This window comes from Streptodolium elevatio (assembly GCF_053592165.1).
In genome coordinates this window covers 17089-37188 of the sequence record NZ_JBSFVE010000021.1, presented here as the reverse complement: position 1 = coordinate 37188, position 20100 = coordinate 17089, and the positions used below count along the sequence as shown (strand labels likewise).

18 protein-coding genes are annotated in these 20100 nt (G+C 71.4%); 15 read left to right on the top strand and 3 right to left on the bottom strand.

Features of this window, described 5'->3' with window-relative positions; genetic code table 11:
* The first annotated feature begins 39 nt into the window (after positions 1 to 39).
* The 12 genes from ACWD12_RS31310 (at position 40) to ACWD12_RS31255 (ending at position 11626) form a co-directional block, all read left to right on the top strand.
* Complete coding sequence (locus tag ACWD12_RS31310; protein ID WP_450102367.1) at positions 40 to 918, top strand: hypothetical protein; 879 nt, start codon at positions 40 to 42, stop codon at positions 916 to 918.
* Positions 919 to 1084: 166 nt separating this feature from the next.
* Entirely contained in the window at positions 1085 to 1312 is a 228-nt protein-coding gene (locus tag ACWD12_RS31305; RefSeq protein WP_358348357.1) for a hypothetical protein, read from the top strand.
* Positions 1313 to 1434: 122 nt separating this feature from the next.
* Positions 1435 to 2058 (top strand): DUF6668 family protein, encoded by a 624-nt coding sequence (locus tag ACWD12_RS31300; RefSeq protein WP_450102366.1) that lies wholly within the window; start codon positions 1435 to 1437, stop codon positions 2056 to 2058.
* Positions 2055 to 2324 (top strand): hypothetical protein, encoded by a 270-nt coding sequence (locus ACWD12_RS31295; RefSeq protein ID WP_450102365.1) that lies wholly within the window; start codon positions 2055 to 2057, stop codon positions 2322 to 2324. Before ACWD12_RS31300 ends, ACWD12_RS31295 begins: the two co-directional genes overlap by 4 nt.
* Positions 2325 to 2333: 9 nt before the next feature.
* Positions 2334 to 3170 carry a hypothetical protein gene (locus ACWD12_RS31290; protein WP_450102364.1) on the top strand — a complete coding sequence of 279 codons (837 nt, stop codon included), beginning with the start codon at positions 2334 to 2336 and terminating at the stop codon, positions 3168 to 3170.
* A gap of 81 nt (positions 3171 to 3251) precedes the next feature.
* Positions 3252 to 4751 carry an SCO6880 family protein gene (locus ACWD12_RS31285; RefSeq protein ID WP_358348346.1) on the top strand — a complete coding sequence of 500 codons (1500 nt, stop codon included), beginning with the start codon at positions 3252 to 3254 and terminating at the stop codon, positions 4749 to 4751.
* Complete coding sequence (locus ACWD12_RS31280; protein ID WP_450102363.1) at positions 4748 to 6349, top strand: ATP/GTP-binding protein; 1602 nt, start codon at positions 4748 to 4750, stop codon at positions 6347 to 6349. Before ACWD12_RS31285 ends, ACWD12_RS31280 begins: the two co-directional genes overlap by 4 nt.
* The gene (locus ACWD12_RS31275) at positions 6346 to 7587 is read left to right on the top strand and encodes a hypothetical protein (RefSeq protein WP_450102362.1); all 1242 of its coding nucleotides are present in this window, start codon (positions 6346 to 6348) and stop codon (positions 7585 to 7587) included. Before ACWD12_RS31280 ends, ACWD12_RS31275 begins: the two co-directional genes overlap by 4 nt.
* Before the next feature lie 42 nt (positions 7588 to 7629).
* A complete protein-coding gene (locus tag ACWD12_RS31270) occupies positions 7630 to 9432 on the top strand; it encodes a type IV secretory system conjugative DNA transfer family protein (RefSeq protein ID WP_450102361.1) in 1803 nt (600 codons plus the stop codon).
* Positions 9429 to 9980, top strand: coding sequence for a DUF4913 domain-containing protein (locus ACWD12_RS31265; RefSeq protein WP_450102360.1), 552 nt, complete (start codon positions 9429 to 9431; stop codon positions 9978 to 9980). Before ACWD12_RS31270 ends, ACWD12_RS31265 begins: the two co-directional genes overlap by 4 nt.
* Positions 9977 to 10774 carry a hypothetical protein gene (locus tag ACWD12_RS31260; protein ID WP_450102359.1) on the top strand — a complete coding sequence of 266 codons (798 nt, stop codon included), beginning with the start codon at positions 9977 to 9979 and terminating at the stop codon, positions 10772 to 10774. Before ACWD12_RS31265 ends, ACWD12_RS31260 begins: the two co-directional genes overlap by 4 nt.
* A gap of 6 nt (positions 10775 to 10780) precedes the next feature.
* Entirely contained in the window at positions 10781 to 11626 is an 846-nt protein-coding gene (locus tag ACWD12_RS31255; RefSeq protein WP_450102358.1) for a hypothetical protein, read from the top strand.
* Positions 11627 to 11714: 88 nt separating this feature from the next.
* Here the strand turns inward: ACWD12_RS31255 and ACWD12_RS31250 are convergent, their stop codons facing one another.
* From ACWD12_RS31250 to ACWD12_RS31240, 3 genes are all read right to left on the bottom strand, one after another.
* Positions 11715 to 12086: a hypothetical protein gene (locus ACWD12_RS31250; protein WP_358348328.1), complete on the bottom strand. Its 372-nt coding sequence runs from the start codon at positions 12084 to 12086 to the stop codon at positions 11715 to 11717.
* A gap of 722 nt (positions 12087 to 12808) precedes the next feature.
* Entirely contained in the window at positions 12809 to 13957 is a 1149-nt protein-coding gene (locus ACWD12_RS31245) for a CHAP domain-containing protein (protein ID WP_450102357.1), read from the bottom strand.
* A 110-nt stretch (positions 13958 to 14067) separates the two neighbouring features.
* Complete coding sequence (locus tag ACWD12_RS31240) at positions 14068 to 15081, bottom strand: AraC family transcriptional regulator (RefSeq protein WP_358348322.1); 1014 nt, start codon at positions 15079 to 15081, stop codon at positions 14068 to 14070.
* 515 nt (positions 15082 to 15596) lie between these two features.
* Between ACWD12_RS31240 and ACWD12_RS31235 the strand changes: the two genes are divergently transcribed.
* The 3 genes from ACWD12_RS31235 (at position 15597) to ACWD12_RS31225 (ending at position 19988) form a co-directional block, all read left to right on the top strand.
* Entirely contained in the window at positions 15597 to 18254 is a 2658-nt protein-coding gene (locus ACWD12_RS31235) for a fibronectin type III domain-containing protein (protein ID WP_450102356.1), read from the top strand.
* A gap of 127 nt (positions 18255 to 18381) precedes the next feature.
* A complete protein-coding gene (locus ACWD12_RS31230) occupies positions 18382 to 19560 on the top strand; it encodes a thiolase C-terminal domain-containing protein (protein ID WP_450102355.1) in 1179 nt (392 codons plus the stop codon).
* Positions 19557 to 19988, top strand: a complete 432-nt coding sequence (locus tag ACWD12_RS31225) for a Zn-ribbon domain-containing OB-fold protein (protein ID WP_358348314.1) — start codon at positions 19557 to 19559, stop codon at positions 19986 to 19988. The genes ACWD12_RS31230 and ACWD12_RS31225 overlap by 4 nt, the downstream gene beginning before the upstream one ends.
* The last annotated feature ends 112 nt before the right edge of the window (positions 19989 to 20100 follow it).

Here is a 20100-nt window from a genome sequence, read left to right as displayed (position 1 = left end):
ACGCCGACGTCCCCATGGGGCCAGCCGTCAGGGCCGCACGTGGGGGACGGAACCACGCACTCCGGACCGCTCGTTCGCCCCGTCGCGCCCGGAACGGCCCGGACCGAGACGGCGGCATCCGCGCGGACCCTCGCACCGGACCGCGAAGACGGGGAACCCGTCTGGGAGTACGTCCCTCTCGGCATCGAGGACCCCGAAGCCGCGCACACGGAGGCGGACCCGCGCCACGGCGTCGGCCCCGGCGGAGGCCATGGCGGCCCACCCCGTCCCGCGGACCCGTACGCCCCGACGACCGACCCCGAGGGGGATCCGCCCCCCGACCTGCGCGACGACCCCGACGTACCACCGGGCCTTCCGCCCACCGCAGGCGGCGCCGGCCTGCCGGGGCAGAACTGGTTCGAGGACGACGCGGGGCGACCGCCATGGCTGCTCATCGGCGTGGGCGGCGGTCTTGTCGTCCTGCTCTTCGCCATCCTCGCGGCGTTCGTCTTCCTGGGAGGAGACGACACCGGAGGGGAGGAGGCCGCACCTCCGCAGGACCCGAAGCAGGAGACGCCCTCTTCGCCCCCGCCGCCTACCGGACCGGTGGGCGCCCGGCCGGTGCCGCCGGAGAAACTCCCGGACCTGGCACCGCAGTCCGTGGCGGTGGGAGTTTTCGAGGACCAGCTCCAGGTCAGCTGGAGCCCACCCCGGGACGCCGCTTCGGTCAGCGGCTACTTCGTCATCGTCCAGACGTCGGACGGCCGGGTCGAGGAGCAGAGACTGGTCGAGCGGGACGCGGACCTCACGGTGGTGTTCGACGACGCGTCGTTGTGCGCGGTGGTCACCACGATTGTCGGCACCCCCGCCGGACTCCAGTTGGCCCGCGGGGAGTTGGTGTGTCCGCGTCCCACCCCCACGCCGACCGCACCGGTCTGACGAGGCCGGTGGTGCCGGTGTCCGAAACGCGTCATCCATGCGGTTGGCGGTCGCCGGATAGTTCACCGGATCTTGCCTGCCTAGCCTGAGGTCACGGCGGACCGGCCGTCGCGAACGATCACGCCACCGGTCGAAGGGAACGGTGCGCAAGAGGAGATGAGGCGGTGTGGACGACGGCAGCACGGATTACATGGCGCCCTTGCTCACGCTCGTCAACTACGTCGCCTGGATCGTTCTGTGCCTTTGCTTCGTGGGACTTCTGATATGCGCGGCCCGGCTCGCGATGAGCTACCGCAGCGGCGACCCCGGAAACGAGGTCGTCGGCCTGCTCTGGGTGATGGCGGCCTGCGTGCTCGTCGGGAGCGCCGGGGGCATCGTGTCGGCGCTCCGGTGACGCCGTCGGGTCACGGGCGCGCGGAACGGGGGTCGGCCACGGACACCACGACGGCACACGGCGGCCGGACGACGGCGCGCGGACGGGTCCCGGCGCGTCACCGGGGCGACAGGGCGGCGGCCATGCAGACGGAACCGAACGAGACGAATCCATGGGTGCCCGAGGCGCCGCGCGTGGAGCGGCGGGCCGCCGTGGACACCCGGCCGTCGTATCTGCGCCTGGGACCCTCGCAGCCGGGCCGGGGCCGTGTCCCCCCACCCGTTTCGGGCGGCCTGCCGCTGTGGACCCCTCGGCACGGTCCGGTCGGGGGATGGTGGTGGGTGGCCTGCCACGGCGGGGCGGGCACCACGACGCTGGCACTCGCGGCCGGCGGTTCGGACGCGGAGCGCCGCGGCTGGCCGAACGCCGAACGCCCGCCGCGCGTACCGGCCGTGCTCGTGGCCCGTACCCACGCCCGTGGTCTGACCGCGGCCCAGGAGGCCGCCCAGCAGTGGGCCTCCGGCGCGGTCCCCGGCGTGGAACTGCTCGGTCTGGTCGCGATCGCGGACGCGCCGGGCAAGTTGCCGAAGGTCCTCCGGGACGCGCTCCGGTTCGTCGCCGGAGGCGTACCGCGAGTTTGGCAGGTGCCGTGGGTCGAGGAGTGGCGGACGGGCACGAGCCCGCCGCGGGGGCCCGCCGTCACGGCCACGGTGAGGTTGGCGGCCGATCTCGGCCGACTGGTTGCCAGGCAAAGGGAGTACCCATGATCTCCATGTACCTCCGCGATATCCCCAACCCGAAGCCGAAGGCGCCCACCAAGGGCATCAGCGACGACTTCACGACCCTGCTGAGCTGGGGCTCGTGGATCGTCATGGCGATCTGCGGCATAGCCATCCTCGCGTGCGCGGGCCGCATGGCGATGGCGCACAAAAGCGGTGCCGACGGAGGGCAGCACCTGATGGGGCTGGTCTGGATCGTGGTCGCCGCGATCCTGGTCGGCAGCGGCGCGGCGGCCATCAACGCGATCGCCTGACGGCCGGCGGTGGCGTTGTTCGGCCGCGGTCGGGACCGTCGGCAGGCCGGCGGCGGGGAAAGCCCGTTCACCGAGCGGGGGTTCGTGCTGGCGGCGGGGGTGGTGTTCCTGATCGTCCTTGCCGCGGGCTTCGTGATGCTGAGCGGCCCTCCGACACCTCCCTCCGAGGGGGAATCGGCGTCGGCCATGCCCACGAGCGTACGCCTGGGCTCTGGGCAGGCGACGGTGTCGACCCCGCCCTCGACCGCCCCCGTGGCCCGCGACGGGAGCTGTCCGGCTCTGCCGGCGGACGACGTCGAGTCCCCGATCGCCCAGCCCCGCGACACCGAGTGGCGGATCACGCTCGACGTGCCGCTGCCCTACTCGCCCACGGCAGGTCCCGCCGTGGTCACCGACAGCACCGCCCGGTGCTACGCGCGGACGCCCACCGGGGCGGTGTTCGCGGCGGTGCACGCGAGTTGGCGCTACCGGTGGGACGAGGACTGGGGCGAAGTGGCCCAGCACCTGCTGGCCCCCGGTCCGGGACGGGACGCGTTCATCCGGCAGCGGACCGAGCACACCGGGCCAAACGCGAGCGCCGCGGTCCCGGGTGACCCCGAGGACCGGGAGTTCGCCGCCGGGTTCCGCGTCCTGGACTACACGCCGGACCGGGTGCGGGTGGACGTCGTCAACCGTGCCCTCGCCGGAAGCCTGGGCACGCACACCATCTGGACGCTGGTCTGGATCGACGGCGACTGGAAGCTCGAACTCCCGCCGGACGCCGCCCCCCCGCCCCCGACACCCGTCCGCGAGGAGGACGCGTTCGTGGCGTGGGACCTGGACTCCGGCAGCCAGACGGTCGGCTGAGCCCGGGCCCCGCAGACAACCACGGACAGACCACGGCGGAAGGACCACCGGTGTACACCGAGAACCGAGGAGCGGCGGCGCATGGAGCAGATCGTCCGAACGCGGCCGCGTACGTACGGCAATTGGCGCAAACCCACGTCACCGGGGATCCTCGGGCTCGGCCTGATCCCGACGGTCGTGCTGCTCGCGGGCCTGATCGCGATCATCTTCGCCCTCCTGGTGTCGCTGTACGCCGCGGTGTTCCTGGCCGTCATGCTGTGCGTCGTCCTGGTCCCGCTGATGATCCGGGACCGGCACGGCCGCAACGGCATGCAGTGGATCGCGGCAAGGGCGGCATGGGGCATGGCTAAGGCCCAGGGCAAGCACCTGTACCGTGCCGGGCCGGTCGGCCGGACCCCGCCCGGGACCTGCCAGTTGCCGGGGATCGGGGCGGCCACCCGGATGTACGAGGCGGTCGACGCGTACCAGCGCCCCTTCGGCCTGCTGCACATCCGCTCCGTCGACGACTACACGATCGTCCTGCAATGCGACGCGGACGGCGCGGCACTCGTCGACGACGAACAGATCGACACGTGGGTGGCCTATTGGGGCCAGTGGCTCAGCACCCTCGGGAACGAGCCCGGCCTGGTGGCCGCGTCGGTCACCGTGGAAACCGCGCCCGACACCGGCGAGCGCCTGCGCAACGAGATCGGCGGCAACCTCACCGCCGATTCCCCCGAGCTGTCCAAGCGGGTGCTCGCCAAGGTCCTGGACGCCTATCCGGTGGGCGCCGCACGCATATCCACGCGGATTTCGCTCACGTTCGAGGCACGCGGCCGAGGCGGCGGCAAGTCGCGCGACGCCGCGGAGATGGCCACCGAGATCGGCGCCCGCCTGCCCGCGTTGACCGCGGGGCTGTCGATGACCGGGGCCGGCGCGGCGTTCCCCATGTCGGGCGCGCAGATCGCGGCCGCCGTGCGCGTCGCCTACGACCCCTCGGTGGCCGTGCTGATCGACCGGGCACGCATCGAGAACGAGGCCGGGCTGCGGTGGAGCGACGCCGGTCCCTTCGCGACGCAGGAGTCCTGGGACCACTACCGGCACGACGGGGCGTTCTCCATCACCTGGGCGATGTCCGACGCGCCGCGCGGAGAGGTCTTCGCCAGCGTTCTGCAGCGCCTGCTGTCGCCGCACGACGACATCCTGCGCAAGCGCGTCACCATCATCTACCGGCCGCACGACGCCGGCACGGCGGCGCGCATCGTGGAACGCGACATCAAGGACGCCCGGTTCAAGGCCCAGCAGGGGACCAAGGTGTCCGCCCGCGACACGGTGGCACTGAGCGCCGCCGAGCAGAGCGCCATGGAGGAGGCCACCGGCGCCGGGCTGATGCGCTTCGGGATGCTCGTGACCGCGACCGTGGACCAGCATGCGAAACTGCCGCTCGCCGCCGCCGCCGTGGACAACCTCTCGGCGTCGGCCCGGCTGGTGCTGAGGCGGGCGTACGGCGCGCAGGCGTCGTCGTTCGCCGCGGCCCTGCCGCTGGGCTTCGTGCTCCCACGGCACCTGCGCATCCCGCAGACGCTTCGGGAGACGATGTGACCCGCCCGCCCGCGCACGGTCCGGGCGAAGGTGCCGCGGGGCTCTGGGAAGGGGGCCCGCCGGGCGGTGCCCCGGCCTTCGGCAACCCGGCGATCGCCCGGCAACGCCGGGGCCTGGCACGGCTGTTCCTCGGCCCGATTCCGCAGGAGCAGCTCGAAGGGAAACCGGTCGTCCGCAAACCCGGCCTGCGCGGCTGGCCGGGCTGGGGCGGAGGATCGGTCGGGTACGTCGAAGCGCCCCCGGAGTGGCGCGGCACGTCCGTCCAAGTCTGCGGGCTCTGGCCGTTCGCCGCGGGTTCCGGCACACCCACGATCGGAGTGCCGCTGGGCCGCGCCCTGGTCGGCGGCGCGACGCTGTGCTGCGACCCGGTCAGCTGGTTCCAGCGCGCCAAACTGATCCTGAACCCCAGCGAGTTCGTGCTGGGCAAACCGGGCCTCGGCAAGTCGACCATCGTGCGCCGCCAGGCTCTCGGGCTGGCCGGCTACGGCGTGCACCCCGTCGTCTTCGGGGACCTGAAGCCCGACTACGTCGACCTCATCCGGGCGCTCGGCGGCCAGGTCATCACACTCGGCGGCGGCCGCGGCTTCCTCAACGTGCTCGACCCGGGGGAGGTGACCACCGAGGCCGCCCGCCTGCCGCTCGCCCAGCGCCAGGCCCTCCTTGCGGACGCGCACAGCCGCCGACTCAACACCGTCGCCTCGCTCATCACGGTGCTGCGCCGGAGGCCGCCGACGGACCGCGAGGAGACGATCCTCAACGCGGCGCTGGCTATTCTCGACGAACGCTTCCACGGCGTACCGGTGTTGTCCGATCTGCTGGCGGTGGTCCAACAGGCCCCCGAGGACCTGCGCAACGTCGCGCTGGACCGCGGCGACCTGGACCGCTACCGGCAGATCACCGAGCACTTGGAATCGTCCCTGATAGGTCTGCTGGGACGCGGCAGGCTCGGCGAGACGTTCTCGCGGCACACCTCCGAGCCGATGCAGCGCGACCGGCCGGTCTGCTTCGACGTCAGCAGCATCGACGACGCCGAGGGGCAGTTGCAGGCGGCGGCCCTGCTCGCCTGCTGGAGCTACGGCTTCGGCACCATCGCCGCCGCGCAGGCGCTCGCCGACGCCGGACTGGAGCCGCAGCGGCGCTACTTCGTCATCCTCGACGAACTGTGGCGGGTGCTGCGTGCCGGCCGAGGCCTCGTCGACCGCGTCGACGCCCTCACACGTCTCAACCGGCAGCGGGGCGTCGGCATGGCCATGATCACGCACACCATGTCGGACCTCCTGGCCCTCGCCGAGGAAGAAGACCGCATGAAGGCCCGGGGCTTCGTCGAGCGCGCCGGGATGGTGATCTGCGGAGGCCTGCCCGCGGCGGAGATGCCCATGCTCACCAAGGTCGTCGCGATGACCGACGCCGAGCAGGACATGATCGAGGACTGGTCCACACCGCCGAGCTGGGACTCCGAGCGCGGTGAGGAGGCGCCACCCCCCGGCCTCGGCAACTTCATGATCAAAGTCGGCGGGCGCCCCGGCGTCCCGGTCCATGTCGAGCTCACCGAAGACGAGTTGGACGTCAACGACACCAACCGAAGGTGGGCCACGTGAGCAAGTGCGACCCCATCGAGACGAAGGTCACCGCGCCCCCGTTCCAGCCGTTCATCGAGGGCGTCTATCACAACGTGCCGTGGACCGGCATGGAGATCGCGCCCGTCGACGGCAAGAAGAACGTCGAGCTCATCTTTCTCAAGGCGTGCACCGGTCACAACACCTACTGGGAGAAGGAGGGCGGCAAGTCGCTGGACCAGGACCACGGGATCTCGGCATGGTCCTGGGTCTACTGCCGACTGCCCAGAAACGGCACCGAGGAGAAGCCCGGCTGGTTCGACACCTGGGACAAGGTCAAGCACCAGGCCGAGATCGGGAACCCGCACAACTTCCTGAGCTCGCCCATCAACTGGATCCGCTACGAACTGAACAACCTCGCCACCAACGCGATGCACTGGTGGCTGGAGGTCGACGACCCGTTCACGGGCGACTACGGCAAAGGCGGGGACAACGACTCCAAGGGCGTCTACGACTTCCTCGTCGCCAACACGCTGTCCATATCGCTGGTGGTCGCGGTCATCTCGCTGCTCGTCGTGGCGGCCCGGATGGCCCTGCAACGCAACGCCCAGCCGGCCGCGGACGCCGCCCGCTCGCTGTTCACCCTCGTCGTGGTGGCCGCGGCCGGACTCACGATCCTGAAACTGCTGCTGCTCGCCGGCGACCGGTTCAGCAGAGCGATCCTGATCAACGGTTTGGGCACGTCCAAAGCCGGTGGCAAAGCCCACTGCGACGCGGTCGAGCAACGCATCAAGATCCTGCCGCAGAACTTCGACAAGCTGAACTTCTTCCTGTTCCTGCTCTGCGTCCTGTTCCTGGTCATCGGTTCGCTGGTGCTCTACATCTACATGCTGGGCCGGATCCTCGTCGTGACGATGCTCGCCGGCCTGCTGCCGCTCGCGGCGGCCGGAACCGCGACCGAGTCGGGCCGCTCGTGGTTCGGCAGGCAACTGACGTACCTGTTCGCCTTCGTCATGGTGAAACCCACCTGCACGGTCGTGCTGGTGGTGTCGCTGCGCATGTCGAAGCTGCCCGCCGAGAACCCCAGCGCCGCCCAGCAACTCGGCGCCACCATGATGCTCTTCCTCGGCACCGTGATGCTCCCGGCCATGACCAGACTGGCCTTCCCCTTCACCTCCCCGGCGGCCCGCGGCGAGAAGGGCGCGCAGGCGGCGGTCGTCGGCACCGCGGCCGTGGGGGCGAAGGCGGTCAAGGGCGGTATGAGCATCTTCCGGCGATAGCGGCGCGGTGGTCGCGACGAACACAGGAGGAGGACGGGACAGATGAGCGCCACGACACGGCATCGCGGACCGAGCGCCTACGCCGAAGCCATCATGGTCCTGGTGATCCTCGGCACACTGCTGCTGGCCTGCTGCCTGGTCACGGCGGCCGCGGCGATCGGTGCCGAGCGCTCGGACCGCCCCGGCCCCTCGGCATTCCCGCCCACCGCCGTCGTCCTGCTCATGTTCGGCGAGTACGAGTGGCCGGGGCTCGCGGCGTCCCTGGCGCTCGCGGGCATGTGCTGTGCGCTCCTCCTGGTCGGCGTCGTGTTCATGCTCGCCTACCGCCAGGCGCTGCGCGGACGCGTACGCATCGACCGCGCGTGCCGCTATCTCGCCACGCCCCGGGAACTCCGGGCCATGAGCACGGCGGGCGTCACCGCCACGGCCCGCAAGCTGAAGATCGTGCCGGGGGCGCCGCCCGGCATCTACATCGGCCGGGCGGTGCGCGGCGGTTCGGACCTGTGGGGTTCGTGGGAGGACATGCACGTCGACATCTGGGGTCCGCGTACCGGCAAGACCGCCACGCGCGCCATCCCCAACATCGTCGCGGCCCCGGGGGCCGTCGTGGTGACGTCCAACAAGCGCGACGTGGTGGACCACACGCGCGGTGTACGCGAACGCGTGGGCAAGGTCTGGATCTTCGACCCGCAGAACCAGGCGGGCGGAACCCCCGTTTTCTGGTGGGACCCGCTCTCGTACGTCGGCAACAGCATCGTCAAGGCAGTCAAGCTCGCCGGACGCTTCAGCATGGTCGTCCGCCAGGCGCACGCCCGCAGTGACGCGTACTTCGAGCCCGCCGCCCAGGATCTGTTCGCGAACCTCATGCTCGCGGCCTCCGTCGACGGACAGCCCATCACGATCGTGTACGAGTGGCTGACCCGGCCGAGCGACGACACCCCCGCGCGCATCCTGCGCGAGGCGGGCCACCGACTCCCCGCCAAGTCGGTCATGTCGGTGATCACCGCGCCCGACCGCCAGCGCGCCGGCGTCTACGGAACGGCCATTCAGATGGCGGCATTTCTCATCGCCGACAACATCAACGAGTGGATCACCCCGGGAAGCGACCCGGGCAGGCCGAGCCTGGACCTGCGGGAGTTCCTGCTCGGCACCGACACGCTCTACCTGCTGTCGGAGGAAACCAACAAGGTCGCGGCGCCGCTAGTGCTTGCGCTGACCGCGGCGCTCGCCGAGGAGTCGGAGAACGTCGCCCGCGATTCTCCCGGGGGACGCATGCCTGTACCCGTGCTGTTCGTCCTGGACGAGGCGGCCAACGTCTGCCCGTGGAAGCAACTCGCGGACAAGTACACCCACTTCGGCTCTCGCGGCGTGATCGTCATGCTGATCCTGCAATCCTGGGCGCAGGGGGTTGCGGTGTGGGGTGACACGGGCATGGCCAAGCTGTGGGGATCGGCGAATGTCCGCGTGTACGGGGGAGGGGTTTCCGACGTGAAATTCCTCGACGACCTCTCCAAATCCAGCGGCCTGTTCGAGCCCAGGACCGGAACGATGACCCTCAAGTGGGGCGACCACCGCGGATTCGGCATCGGATCGCGGCCGGAGCCCGTCCTCGACGCGGCGGACCTGCTGTCCATGCCTCGGGGGAGGGCCTTCGTCCAGATGAGCGGGTCGCGCCCCACGCTGGTCCGCACCGTTCCGTGGTGGGAGGGACCGTATGCGGACGCCATCCGCGACTCGCTCGCCCGCTACGAACCCAGGGAGCCCCTCGCCGCGGCGGGTGCCGCGGTCGCGAACGTGTCCGGCGCGCCGCCCGCGGGTGTGAGCCTGGCCAAGGGACTGTCGTGAGCTCGCCCTACGCGGACGACCCGGACCCCTGGGGACAGGGCCTGTACGCGCGCCCGCGCGATCCGACCCGAGCCGCACGCGCGGGCCCGCACGTGCCCGGCCCGCCACCGCCCCCCGCCAGCGCCCGGCCGGAGCGGCGGGACGACGTCGAAGGGCCGCGCCATTTCCGCAGCGTCGAGGAGTTCGTGAACGCCTACCTCGCCGCGATCGTGGCCCGCCGCCTGGGGCAGGGCACCTCGTTGTGGTGCCCGGAATGGTGGCGGCACACCGAGGCTGTCGTGCGATTCACCGCGCTGTGGCGGGCGTTCGAATCGCTCGCCCTCGAACCGGAGGAGGGCATCTCGACCTGGTGGATCCATCACGCCGACCCGCACCTGCGCGCTCTCATGGACCCCGACTTCGGTCCCTTCGCGCTTTGCGATCCGTACGACGGCCACGCGTCCCGGCCGCTCGACGTGCTACCGGTACGGGGCGCCCCGCGCGGTGTCTGGGCCAATCCGCTCTTCCGTGTCGCCTTGGCGCCGGACGGGGGTGAGACCACGTCATGAGCGACGGTGAAGGCGTCGTCGACGGACTGATCGACGGAACCCTGGGCAATGCCGTCGCCGGCACCCATGGGCTCATGGACATCGGGGGAGCTGCGGGCGGCGCGGCCAAGGGCGCGCTCACCACGGTCACCGAGATCGCGATGATCCCGCCCAAGGCGTTCGCGAACATGCTCGGACTCAAACCGGGGCCGACGGTGGCGGCCGTGCTCGCGGGTGCCGGACTCGCCTGGAAGCAGGGCGCGTTCCAGGGCGCGATCGCGCAGTGGAATGCCGTGGTGGCGGCGGGCGCCGGAACCGGTGCCGCCGGTGCCGCGACGTCGAGCGGCGTGGTCGCGGCGTCGGCCGGTGCCGCGGTGCCCGCGGCACCGGTGATCGCCGTGGCGGGAGTGGCGGTGGCGAGCGTTGCCGCGTTCGCCGCACTCCGCAAGTACGGGCCGCTGATCGGGGCCAAGGGCCGGGCGAAGTTCGGTTCGGCCAGGGAGGGTTCGACACCGGCGCCGACGGGAGAGCGGGGCGCCGAGCGCCGTCGTCGGCGGCGCAGGGGGCCACAGGGCCAAGGGCCGGGGGACGCACGGCCGTTCGGAGCCCGTGGGCCGAAGGCCGCGCGCAAGGCACGGCGTGCCGCTCGGTCGAAGCGGTTCGCGACGGCGGCGGCACCCGCGTCGACCGGCCGACCGACGCTGATCCGGCGTGCGGCACCGGGACACAGGGCGGGGCTGATCGGGCGCCTTGGCACCGGCCGAGGCCGAAGCCGGGGCAAGGGCCTCGGCAAGTCGCTCGGGCTGCGGCGGTGACCTGCGGTGTCGGACGGAGAGGGCGTCGTCGACGGCCTGTTCGACATGTCGGCCAAAGTCGCCTTCGACGGCGTGCAGGGCGCGGCGGACCTGGTCACCGACGTCACAGGCGCCGTGACCGACCTGGCCGCGACGCTCACCGAGGTCGGACTCGCCGCGGTCAAGGGGGTGTGGAACGCGCCGAAGGCCGTGGGGCTCAAGCCCGTACCCACCATCCTGGCCGCCGGGGCGGGCGCCGTTGCCGCGGGCTCGGCGGGCGCGGGAGCGACGGCCACCGGGGTGGGGATCGGCCTGCCGAATGCGGGGCCGGCCCTGGTCGGTTTCGGTGTGGCCGCGGCCGGCGGGGTCGCCGTGTACGCGGCGGCCCGCAAGTACCGAGCCGTGCACAAGGAACTCAAGCTGGTCGCAGCCGACCCTGAACTCCGGAAACTACGCGCGGGAGTCAGCTCCTTGCGCCGGACGGCCGTGCGCGCCCGCTTCCGGCAGACCGCGGCGGACTTCAACGACCGCCTCGCCCGCCGGCAGCAGCGCAAGCTGATGCGCCGCGCCCACCGACTCGGCGAGCCTGCGACGGTGCGGTCCCCCGCGAACATCTCACGCAAGAGTCGCGCGCTGCTGTCCACCGACCGGCGCGCGCGTAAGGCGACACGGAGGATGCACGCACGTCGGGCCAAGGCGAATGCGCACGCGAGGTCCGCCCGTTCCACACGTCGGGCCCGCACCGCCGTCCTGCGCGACACGGCCGCCCGGCGGCACATCGTGCGTCGACGGGACCCGGCGACGTTGCCCGGCGGTCGGCGGGTTCAGCGCATGCTCGGATTCGGGTTGGGGCGGTCGAAGGGGCTGCCTTGATGCGGCAGTCCGGTGGAGTACGGCGGCGGCCGCGGCGGGGTACCACAGCGCGTGCGGGCACCGCCTTTCGTGATCGGTGGGCGCATGGTCACAGTGCGGCCAGTCGGCCGACGGCGGCTTCAAGAGCGGACGCGGGGCCCGTGGCCTCGCGCACCGTGACCACCAGCGCCCCGAGTTCGCGAGCGGATGGTGACGCCCCTGCCTTCAGCCAGCAGAAGTGTGCGTTGTCCGCAAGGAGTTCGCGGCGCAGGCGGGCGGCTTCGGGAGCGGTCGGGTGGGCGAGGGCAAGTTCCGCATAGAGACGGCCGGCGCGGACGTGGTAGCCCGCGACGAAGGTGACGTACGCGAGGACTTCCTGGGCGGCGACGGTCGTCGGGGCGGCCGGTCCGTGCGCCGCGGCCAGGCGTTCGACGAGTTCGCGTGCCGCCTGTCGCGCGAGGATCGGGTGGCCCTCGCGCAAAGCCCCGGATATTTCGGCGAGTGCGGCTTGGGCCTGCGGGTCCGGGCGCGCGGAGATCTCCGGTGGACGCGGACCCTCGGTCGGCTTCGGCTTCGGCTTCGGCGCCGGTGTCGGCGGTGCCGGTGCCGGTGTCGGTGCCGGTGTCGGCGGTGCCGCCGGCTGCTGCTCGGGCTCGACCCGGGGCCGGGGTTGCCGCGTCGGCGGCGCAGGCGGGGACTGGGGGTGGACGAGGAGTGGCCCCTGCTCAGGCAGTGGCCGGGGTCGCAACCCGGGTCCCGCGGCGGGGCGGGGTTGCGCCGGTCCCGGCCGTGGCTCCGCGGGGGCGGGTGGAGAACTGCGCCGGATCATCCCGACCCTGCGTCCACGGCGTTTGGGCGCGCCCGGGCTACGCGCGGGACCCGCCGCCACCGCCCGGCCCTCGGCAGTGATGATCAACGGCCATACCGTGCCGTCTGCTTCGTGCGCCTCCGCGCGCACCGGGCGGCCGATAAGGGCGGCGGTTCCGGACACCGCCAAGACGGCCGCCGTACGCGGATCCGTGCCCGGGGGGACCTCCACGTTCTCTCCGTCGACGCGCACGTGCCCGGTGGAGCGTAGTTCGATGGACACCACCGGCCATGCGGGGATGTCCGACAGGTCGGGTTCATCGGTCATGCGGTCGGCGGTCCTTTCGCGCGTGGTGTCGGGTGACGCGGGGCCGTGAAGGGCGTCGGCGGGGCAGGTCAACTGACCATGGGGCTCACGTACTCGATGATGTCCGAGGCCGTGGCAGGGTAGTTCCGGGTCCAGCGCACCGCGTCGCTGTCGTTGCCCGAAATGTAGGTGAACGACTTGGCGTCGGCCGCCACGGTGATCACGAGCCCGACATGCCCCCAGTAGTCGCCCGGTCTCGTGAAGAGGACCGCATCCCCGGGTTTCACCCGGTTCAGGTCCTGCTTCTTGATGATCGAGCCCTTGTGGGTCGCGCCCCACCGGTTGTGGAACTCGATCACTCCGGCGGTACGGAACTTCACGCCCGCTTGTGTCCACACCCAGCTCGCGAACATGGCGCACCAGTAGGCGCACCAGCCCGGCCTGGTCGTGTACCTGGGGACGCAGTTCTCGCGCGACGTCGTCGGAGGGTTCTTGTCGTCCTCCTCGACCTGGCCGACCTGGGACTTGGCGATCTCGACGATTTTCGCGCGCACCGGCCCGGCGGGCAGTTGCCCGGGGCCGGCGCCCTTGTCGCCGCCGGGGTTCTTGATCCCGGACTTTCGGGTGGCGAACTCGGAGAGGTGGGTCTCGGCCTTCGACCCGTCCTTGCCGGTCGGCATGCCCTTCGCGTCGAACTTCATCGCGCCGGCATCGCCCTTCTTGGCCTTGTCCCAGATGTCCGGACCCATGAAGTAGCCGACGACGACGAGGTTCAGGACCTCCGCGTCCGTCAGGTTCTTGGGGACGGGGTCGCCGTCCTCGGCCATGAGGCTGCGCACGCGTGCGTCGATGTCGCACATGCGGTAGCCCGTCGCGAGCACGGAGTCGGCGCCGTTGAGAATCTCCAGCTTGCCGTTGCCGTCGCCGTCACGTCCCTGGCCGGCGTCCCAGCCCTTCTGGGTGAAGCCGCCGAGGCCGAGGTTGTCGCCCTTCCGGATCTTCGGGTCCCAGGCCGAGAAGTAGTCGATCACGGCCGCGACGTCCTCGATGCCGACGCCCTCGCAGCGCGCGCCCGCTTTGACGAGGTATTGCACGTACGGCTGCGCACCGGGTGGCAGACGGCTCGCGTCGAACTCCGGGTCCTGTTCGGCGTTGATCGCCTCCTGCACCGCGGCGACCCGGGCAAGCACGCTGCCGGTGCACGCGGTCGTGGCGAGCAGCGCGAACGCCGTTGCCACGGCCGCGAGTCGGCGTCGCGTCGTCGACCGGAGCCGTACGCGCCGCCGAACCGCTCGCGGCCCCGTCACCAGCCGGAGCACCCACGACGACATCGTGGACATACGGGCGCTCACCCCTGCGTCGGAGGCTCGCTGCGCGCAGTCTGCGAGGGCAGCATCCCGAACTCGGCGCGATAGGTGCCGCTGAAGCGCCCGAGATGGGTGAACCCCCACCGCAACGCCGCGTCGGTGACGGTCTCCTTTGTCGTGCCCTCCGCGATCCTCTTGAGGTCCTGGTGAACGCCGTCGAGCCGCAGTTGGCGCACGTACTCGATCGGGCTCATGCCGACGTGCGTGCGGAAGGCTGCCTGGAGCCGCCGGACGCTGACGCCCGCGATGTCGGCGATGTCGGCGACGACCAGTGGCTCACGGGCGTGCGCCCGGCAGAACTCCATCGCCCGTCGGACGGGCGCGGGAACCGGGGGGACGTCGTTGTCCGTCCCGGTTCCCGCGCGCTCCGGGGCCGAACCCGCCAGGGAGTCGGGCGCGAGTCGCGGCCGGTCGTACTGCTGGAGGTTGAGGAGGGTTTGCGCCAGCAGCAGGCCGAAACGCGCGTTCGTCGACGCCGAGGCCGACAGCACACCCGAGTCGCGCGCCGCGACGAACGCCGAGGCCAGCGACTCCCATACGTGCGAGCGCTTCGCGACGGGGCTCAGCGGCACGGCGAAGCGCAGGGGTGCGGACATCGTGCGTCCGCCTTGGTCGCGCCAGGCCCGTTCGACCAGGCGGCGCGCCAACCGGACCACCACGATCCGGCGGCCGGCGGGCCAACGTGCCCGCACTTGCTGTCCGGGGCAGAGCACGTACGGACCGATCTCGGCCGGGCCGCCGTCGACGCGCACGGCCAGCCCGCCGCCGTCCGAGAAGGTGATGTGGTACGCGTTGTCCGGCATCGCGCCGACCTCGGCCTGCACCGGCACACCGAGCGCCATGACCGCCACGGACACGTCGCCGGACCGGGTGACGACCAGCTCGCCGCGGAACGGATCGGCGGAGAGCGTGCGGAGCCGGTAGGGGGCGACGTGGTCGGCGAGCCCCTGCTGCAGTCCGGAAATCGTGGTGCCGGAGTACACGCGGTTGCTCATCGGATTAGGTGAATGCCAACCGGAATTCTGGGGGCGGCGTGCGCGCGCATTGTCGAACCGCGGTTCAGGGGCGTCGGGCGGAGAAAATCGGAACCGGATTCCCGGGCGTCCCCTGGGGAGGTGGTCGGGGCCGGCGGTCACGGCTTTCAGGTCACTGCTCGCTGCATTGTGCATATCGCGCTCTCCAAGTCGGAACCTGGTTGGGCGATCCCGTGACATATGGGATACGGGAGTTAATCCCGCCAGGTAGGCCGGTCCAGGCGGGGATCGATGCGGCACGGTCGACAGTTGGCAGCACCGGACTGTACCCACGGCTCCGGTGGCGCGGGAGGGTGATATTCGCACGCCGAATTCCGCCGTGCGGTATCGCCATGCACGGTCATGCGTCCGCCCGGCGCGACGTCGCCTGGATATCCGAAATGCGCGTCGCAGTATGTATATTGACGACCCGCCGGTTGTTTCCTAGCCTCCCGAACAGCCGCGCCGTGTGGATCGCGAAATGCCGGGGGCAGGACATGACGAAGAGCCCGATCGAATTCCTGGCCTCCCGGCTTCGGCGGTCGAGACCGGCCCGCGGGCCGGGGGACGCGCCCGCACGGGCCGTCGGATGGTCGTCCGCGATCGTGGTGCTGGCGCTGGTCTCCACCGCCGTGGTGGTGGGCGTCGGTTCGGCCGACTCGAACTCCCGTACCGCCGAGGCGGATGCCTGGCTGGCGACGTCGAAGCGCAACACGATCGTGCACGTCAACGGAACCACCGGTCAGGTGGACGGCCGGATCCCCCTGGGCGCCCCCACCAAGGGGCCCTTGCAGGTGGTGCAGGAGGGCGACAACGTCCTCGTCCTGGACCAGAGCACGGGTGTGCTCACCCGAGTCGACCCGGCGCAGTTGACGGTGGCACGCACCACGACGGTCGAGGGCGGGGCGGGGCAGTACCTCGCTTCCGCGGGTGACGATGTGTGGGTGGTCGACCAGGTGAAGGGCTCGGTGCAGCCGGTCGATCCGCTTACTCTCGCCAATGAGGCCCCCCCGATCGACCTCGGGACCCGTCCCCTTGGTGCGGCCCGGGCGGACGAGGACGGCGTGTTGTGGGTGCTGCTTCCGCAGAACGGCGAGGCGGTGCCGATCGTCGACAACGCCCCGGGTGAACGCGTCAAGGTCGGCGAGCCGGGATCGGTGCTGAAGCTGACCGTCGCGGCCGGCCGCGTCGCGGTGGTGGACAGCCGGGCCGGCACGCTCGTCGTGCTCTCCGCCGACGGCGAGGGCATGACGCTGAGGCTGCCGAGCGGCCTCACCCGTGCCGACCCCGCCAAGGTGCTCGTACCCGCTTCGCAGGTGGGAGCCCTTGTTCCGATACTCGCCACGGACACGGGGGCAATGGTCATCGCCCACGTGGAGAGCGGCGTGGTGCAGGCGGTCGACTTGGACATCGCCAAGACCGCCAAGTACGGCGAACCCCAGGCGCACAACTCCCGCGTCTACATCCCCGACCACGCCACCGGCGAACTTGTCGTCTACGACACGTCGACCGCGAAGTTCGAAGAGCAGATCCGGGTCACGGGCGCGCCCGGGGAACTCAACCTGCATTCGAAGGGGGACCGCGTCTGGGTCAACGACCAGGAGAACTACACCGCGGCGGTCATCGACGAGGAGGGAGTGTGCCATCTCATCGACAAGGACAAGACCCAGGTCCCGACACCTTCTCCGACGGTGACCCCGAGCATCACGCCGTCACCCAGCGGCCCGCCCTCCGAGGGAACGGACACCACGACTCCCGGACCGGTGGACACCGACACGGTCGATCCCGATCCCGATCCGCCGTCGGACCCGCCGTCGGACCCGCCGTCGGACCCGTCCGGAGACCCGCCGTCGGATCCGGAACCGAGCGCGTCGCCCCCCTCCGACACGGGCGAACCCTCCGACCCCCCGGCGCCGACGGTCACCGTGACGGTCACCGCGCCGCCGGCGGATCCGCCGACGACGGCTCCGCCGGAGAGTACGGCGCCGCCGACGACGCAGGCACCGGAACCGAGCGACGGCCCGAGCGCGACCGACACGGAGAAGCCGTCCGGCGATCCCAGTGACGATCCCAGTGACGATCCGTCGGACGACCCGAGCGACGACCCGAGCGACGATCCTTCGGACGACCCCAGCGACGATCCGTCGGACGACCCCAGCGACGACCCGAGCGACGATCCGTCGGACGACCCGAGCGAGACGCCCACGTCCGCGACGCCGACCAAGACGCCGACCAAGACCTCGGCCAAGCCCGGCTCGACGAAACCGAGCACCACGTCCGCCAAGCCGACGGACCCGCCGGACGACGAGCAGAATCCTCCCGGCAAGCCCAAGGCCGAGACCGGCACCAACAAGATCACCGTGGAGTTCGCCAAGGCCCCCAGGTCGAATCCGGACCACTACGAACTCGAAGGCGCGCCCGCGGGATCCACCGTGGTCCCCGACGAGGCCCCGGCGAAGGGCCCGTACCGTTTCGAGGTGCGCAACCTCAAGTGCGACAAGGACGACGAGTACAGCTTCAAGGTGGTCGCCGTGTACGGGAGCAAGCGCGTGCCGTCGGCCGCGTCGCCCGCGGTGCGGCCGTGCATCACGCCCACCACGCCCAAGAACGTCAAGCAGGTCCGCGACAACCACCAGGTGAAGCTGTCCTGGACCGCCTCGCCGGGGGCCACGAAGTACCAGGTGACCTGGAAGGGCGAGGGCAGCGCGCCGGACGGCAGCGAGGAGGTCATCGGCACGACCGTCACCGTGAAGAAGCTCAAGAACGGTGCCGAGTACGCGTTCACGATCAGCGCCGTCAACCCGTCCGGCAAGAGCCCCGCGGCCAAGGTCACCGTCGACATGACGCCGCCCAAGAAGACCCTCAACGTGCACCACAATCGCAACAACGGAGTAGACGTCGGGATCCGCAACGACCCGACCTCCGACAGCGGCGGCCGCGCCGGGGCCATCCCGGACGGCTACAAGGGCAACATCACCGTGCACTGCCAGACGAAGGGCTCGACCGAGCGCCGCGCCGACGGCACCGGCGGTTCCAGCGCGATCTGGGACAAGGTGACGTTCAAGGGCACCAACGGCTGGGTCAGCGACGTCTACATCGCGACGTCGAACTCCGGGACCAACAAGTTCTCCTCCGAGCTTTGGGAATGCGAATAGGCGCCGGTGGAACGGCGCTGCCCCGCGGTGCCGCCCCGCGGCATCGCGGGGCGCCCCGGCACCTCCGCATAATTCACCCAGTCGTTTGACTTGATTGTGGCGGTGGCCTGCGGTTGGCTGCCGAACCATGACGCGCCACGGCAGCGGGCTGCGCGACCGTACGGCGATAGCCGGGGTCGGGTGGACCGAGTACTCCAGGAACTCCGGCGTCAGCACGCTGACGCTGGCACTGCGCGCGGTCACCGCGGCCCTGGACGACGCAGGGCTCCGCCTCTCCGACGTCGACGGGGTCGCCTGCCACCGCGTGGGGGACTCCGTGCAGGCGGTGCTGGTCGCCCAGGCGCTCGGGGTCGAGGATCTGCGCTACCACCTCGACATGTTCGGTGGCGGCGGTACGTCGCACCAGGTCGTCGCGCACGCCGCGATGGCCGTCGCGTCCGGCATGGCCGAGACGGTGGTCTGCTGGCGCGCGGTGAACGCGCGCTCGGAGTTCCGCATGGGCGGTACCGGCCGCCCGGCCCCCGACGCGCTGGAGTTCCAGTACCAGTTGCCCTACGGGTACGCCACGCCGCCGCAGCAGTACGCGATGCTCGCCCGCGCCTGGATGCACGCGCGCGGTGCGACGTCCGAGGACCTCGGGCGGGTCGCGGTCACCCAGCGCGAGCACGCCCTACTGAGCCCGCGCGCGATGATGCGCCGCTCGCTCACGATGGACGACTACCTGGCGGCCCGCTTCATTGCCGAGCCGCTGCGGCTCAACGACTGCTGCCTGGAGACGGACGCCGCGGTGGCGGTCGTGGTCACGAGCGCGGAGCGGGCCCGTGCGCTCGCGAAGCCGCCGGTGCTGATCGCGGGCGCCGCGACCGGCGGCGGACACACGCTCTTCTCCAACGGCCGGGCCGACCCGACCGTCAGCGCGGCGGCCGACCTGGCGCCGCGGCTCTACGCGGCGGCCGGGATCGGCCCCGACGACATCGACATCGCCGAGCTGTACGACGCGTTCACGTTCCTGGTGCCCCTTCAGCTGGAGGACTACGGCCTCGTCCCGAGCGGCGAGACCGGCGGCTTCTACGCCGACGGCCACGCCGGCCTCAAGGGGCGCCTGCCGGTCAACACCCACGGCGGACACCTGTCCGAGGGGTACGTGCACGGGCTCAACCACGTCGCGGAGGCCGCCAGTCAGCTGCGCGGCGAGGCCGGCGACCGGCAAGTCCCGGGCGCGACCGTGGCCCTGACGACCGGTCAGCCAGGCTACGTGGGTGGTACCAGCTCGGCGCTCATTCTGCGGCGAGAGGAGTCCGCGTGACAGAGTCCTCCGGACCACAACACCCGGCGGTCGACCGGGACTCGGCGGCGTGGTGGGCCGCCTTGGCCCGGCACGAGCTGGTGTTCCAGCGCTGCGGCCAGTGCGCGACGTGGCGGTGGCCGGCGCGCGCGATGTGCAACGGCTGCGGCTCGTTCGGCTGGGGCTGGTTCCCGGCCTCCGGGCGCGGCGTGATCACCAGCTGGATCGTCAACCACCACAGCTTCCTGCCCGGCGTGCCCGCGCCGTACGTCGTGCTCAGCGTACGCATGGACGAGCAGGCCGACTTGGTCCTGCCGGGAGCCTACGACGGACCACCCGACGACCCCGCGCTGGAGATCGGCGCGCCGGTCCGCGTGGGGTTCTCCGACCTGCTGGGGGAGCCTCCCGCGGCACTCCTGCGCTGGAGCATTATTCAGTCAACCGCTTGATTAATTTGCGGGCGCTGGGCAGGATGCGGGCGTACCTCGCGGCACACCCCACCGGCCCAGGCCGCACCCTCCCGGCCCCAGCCCCAGGCCACACCCCCACCACAAGGCAGGT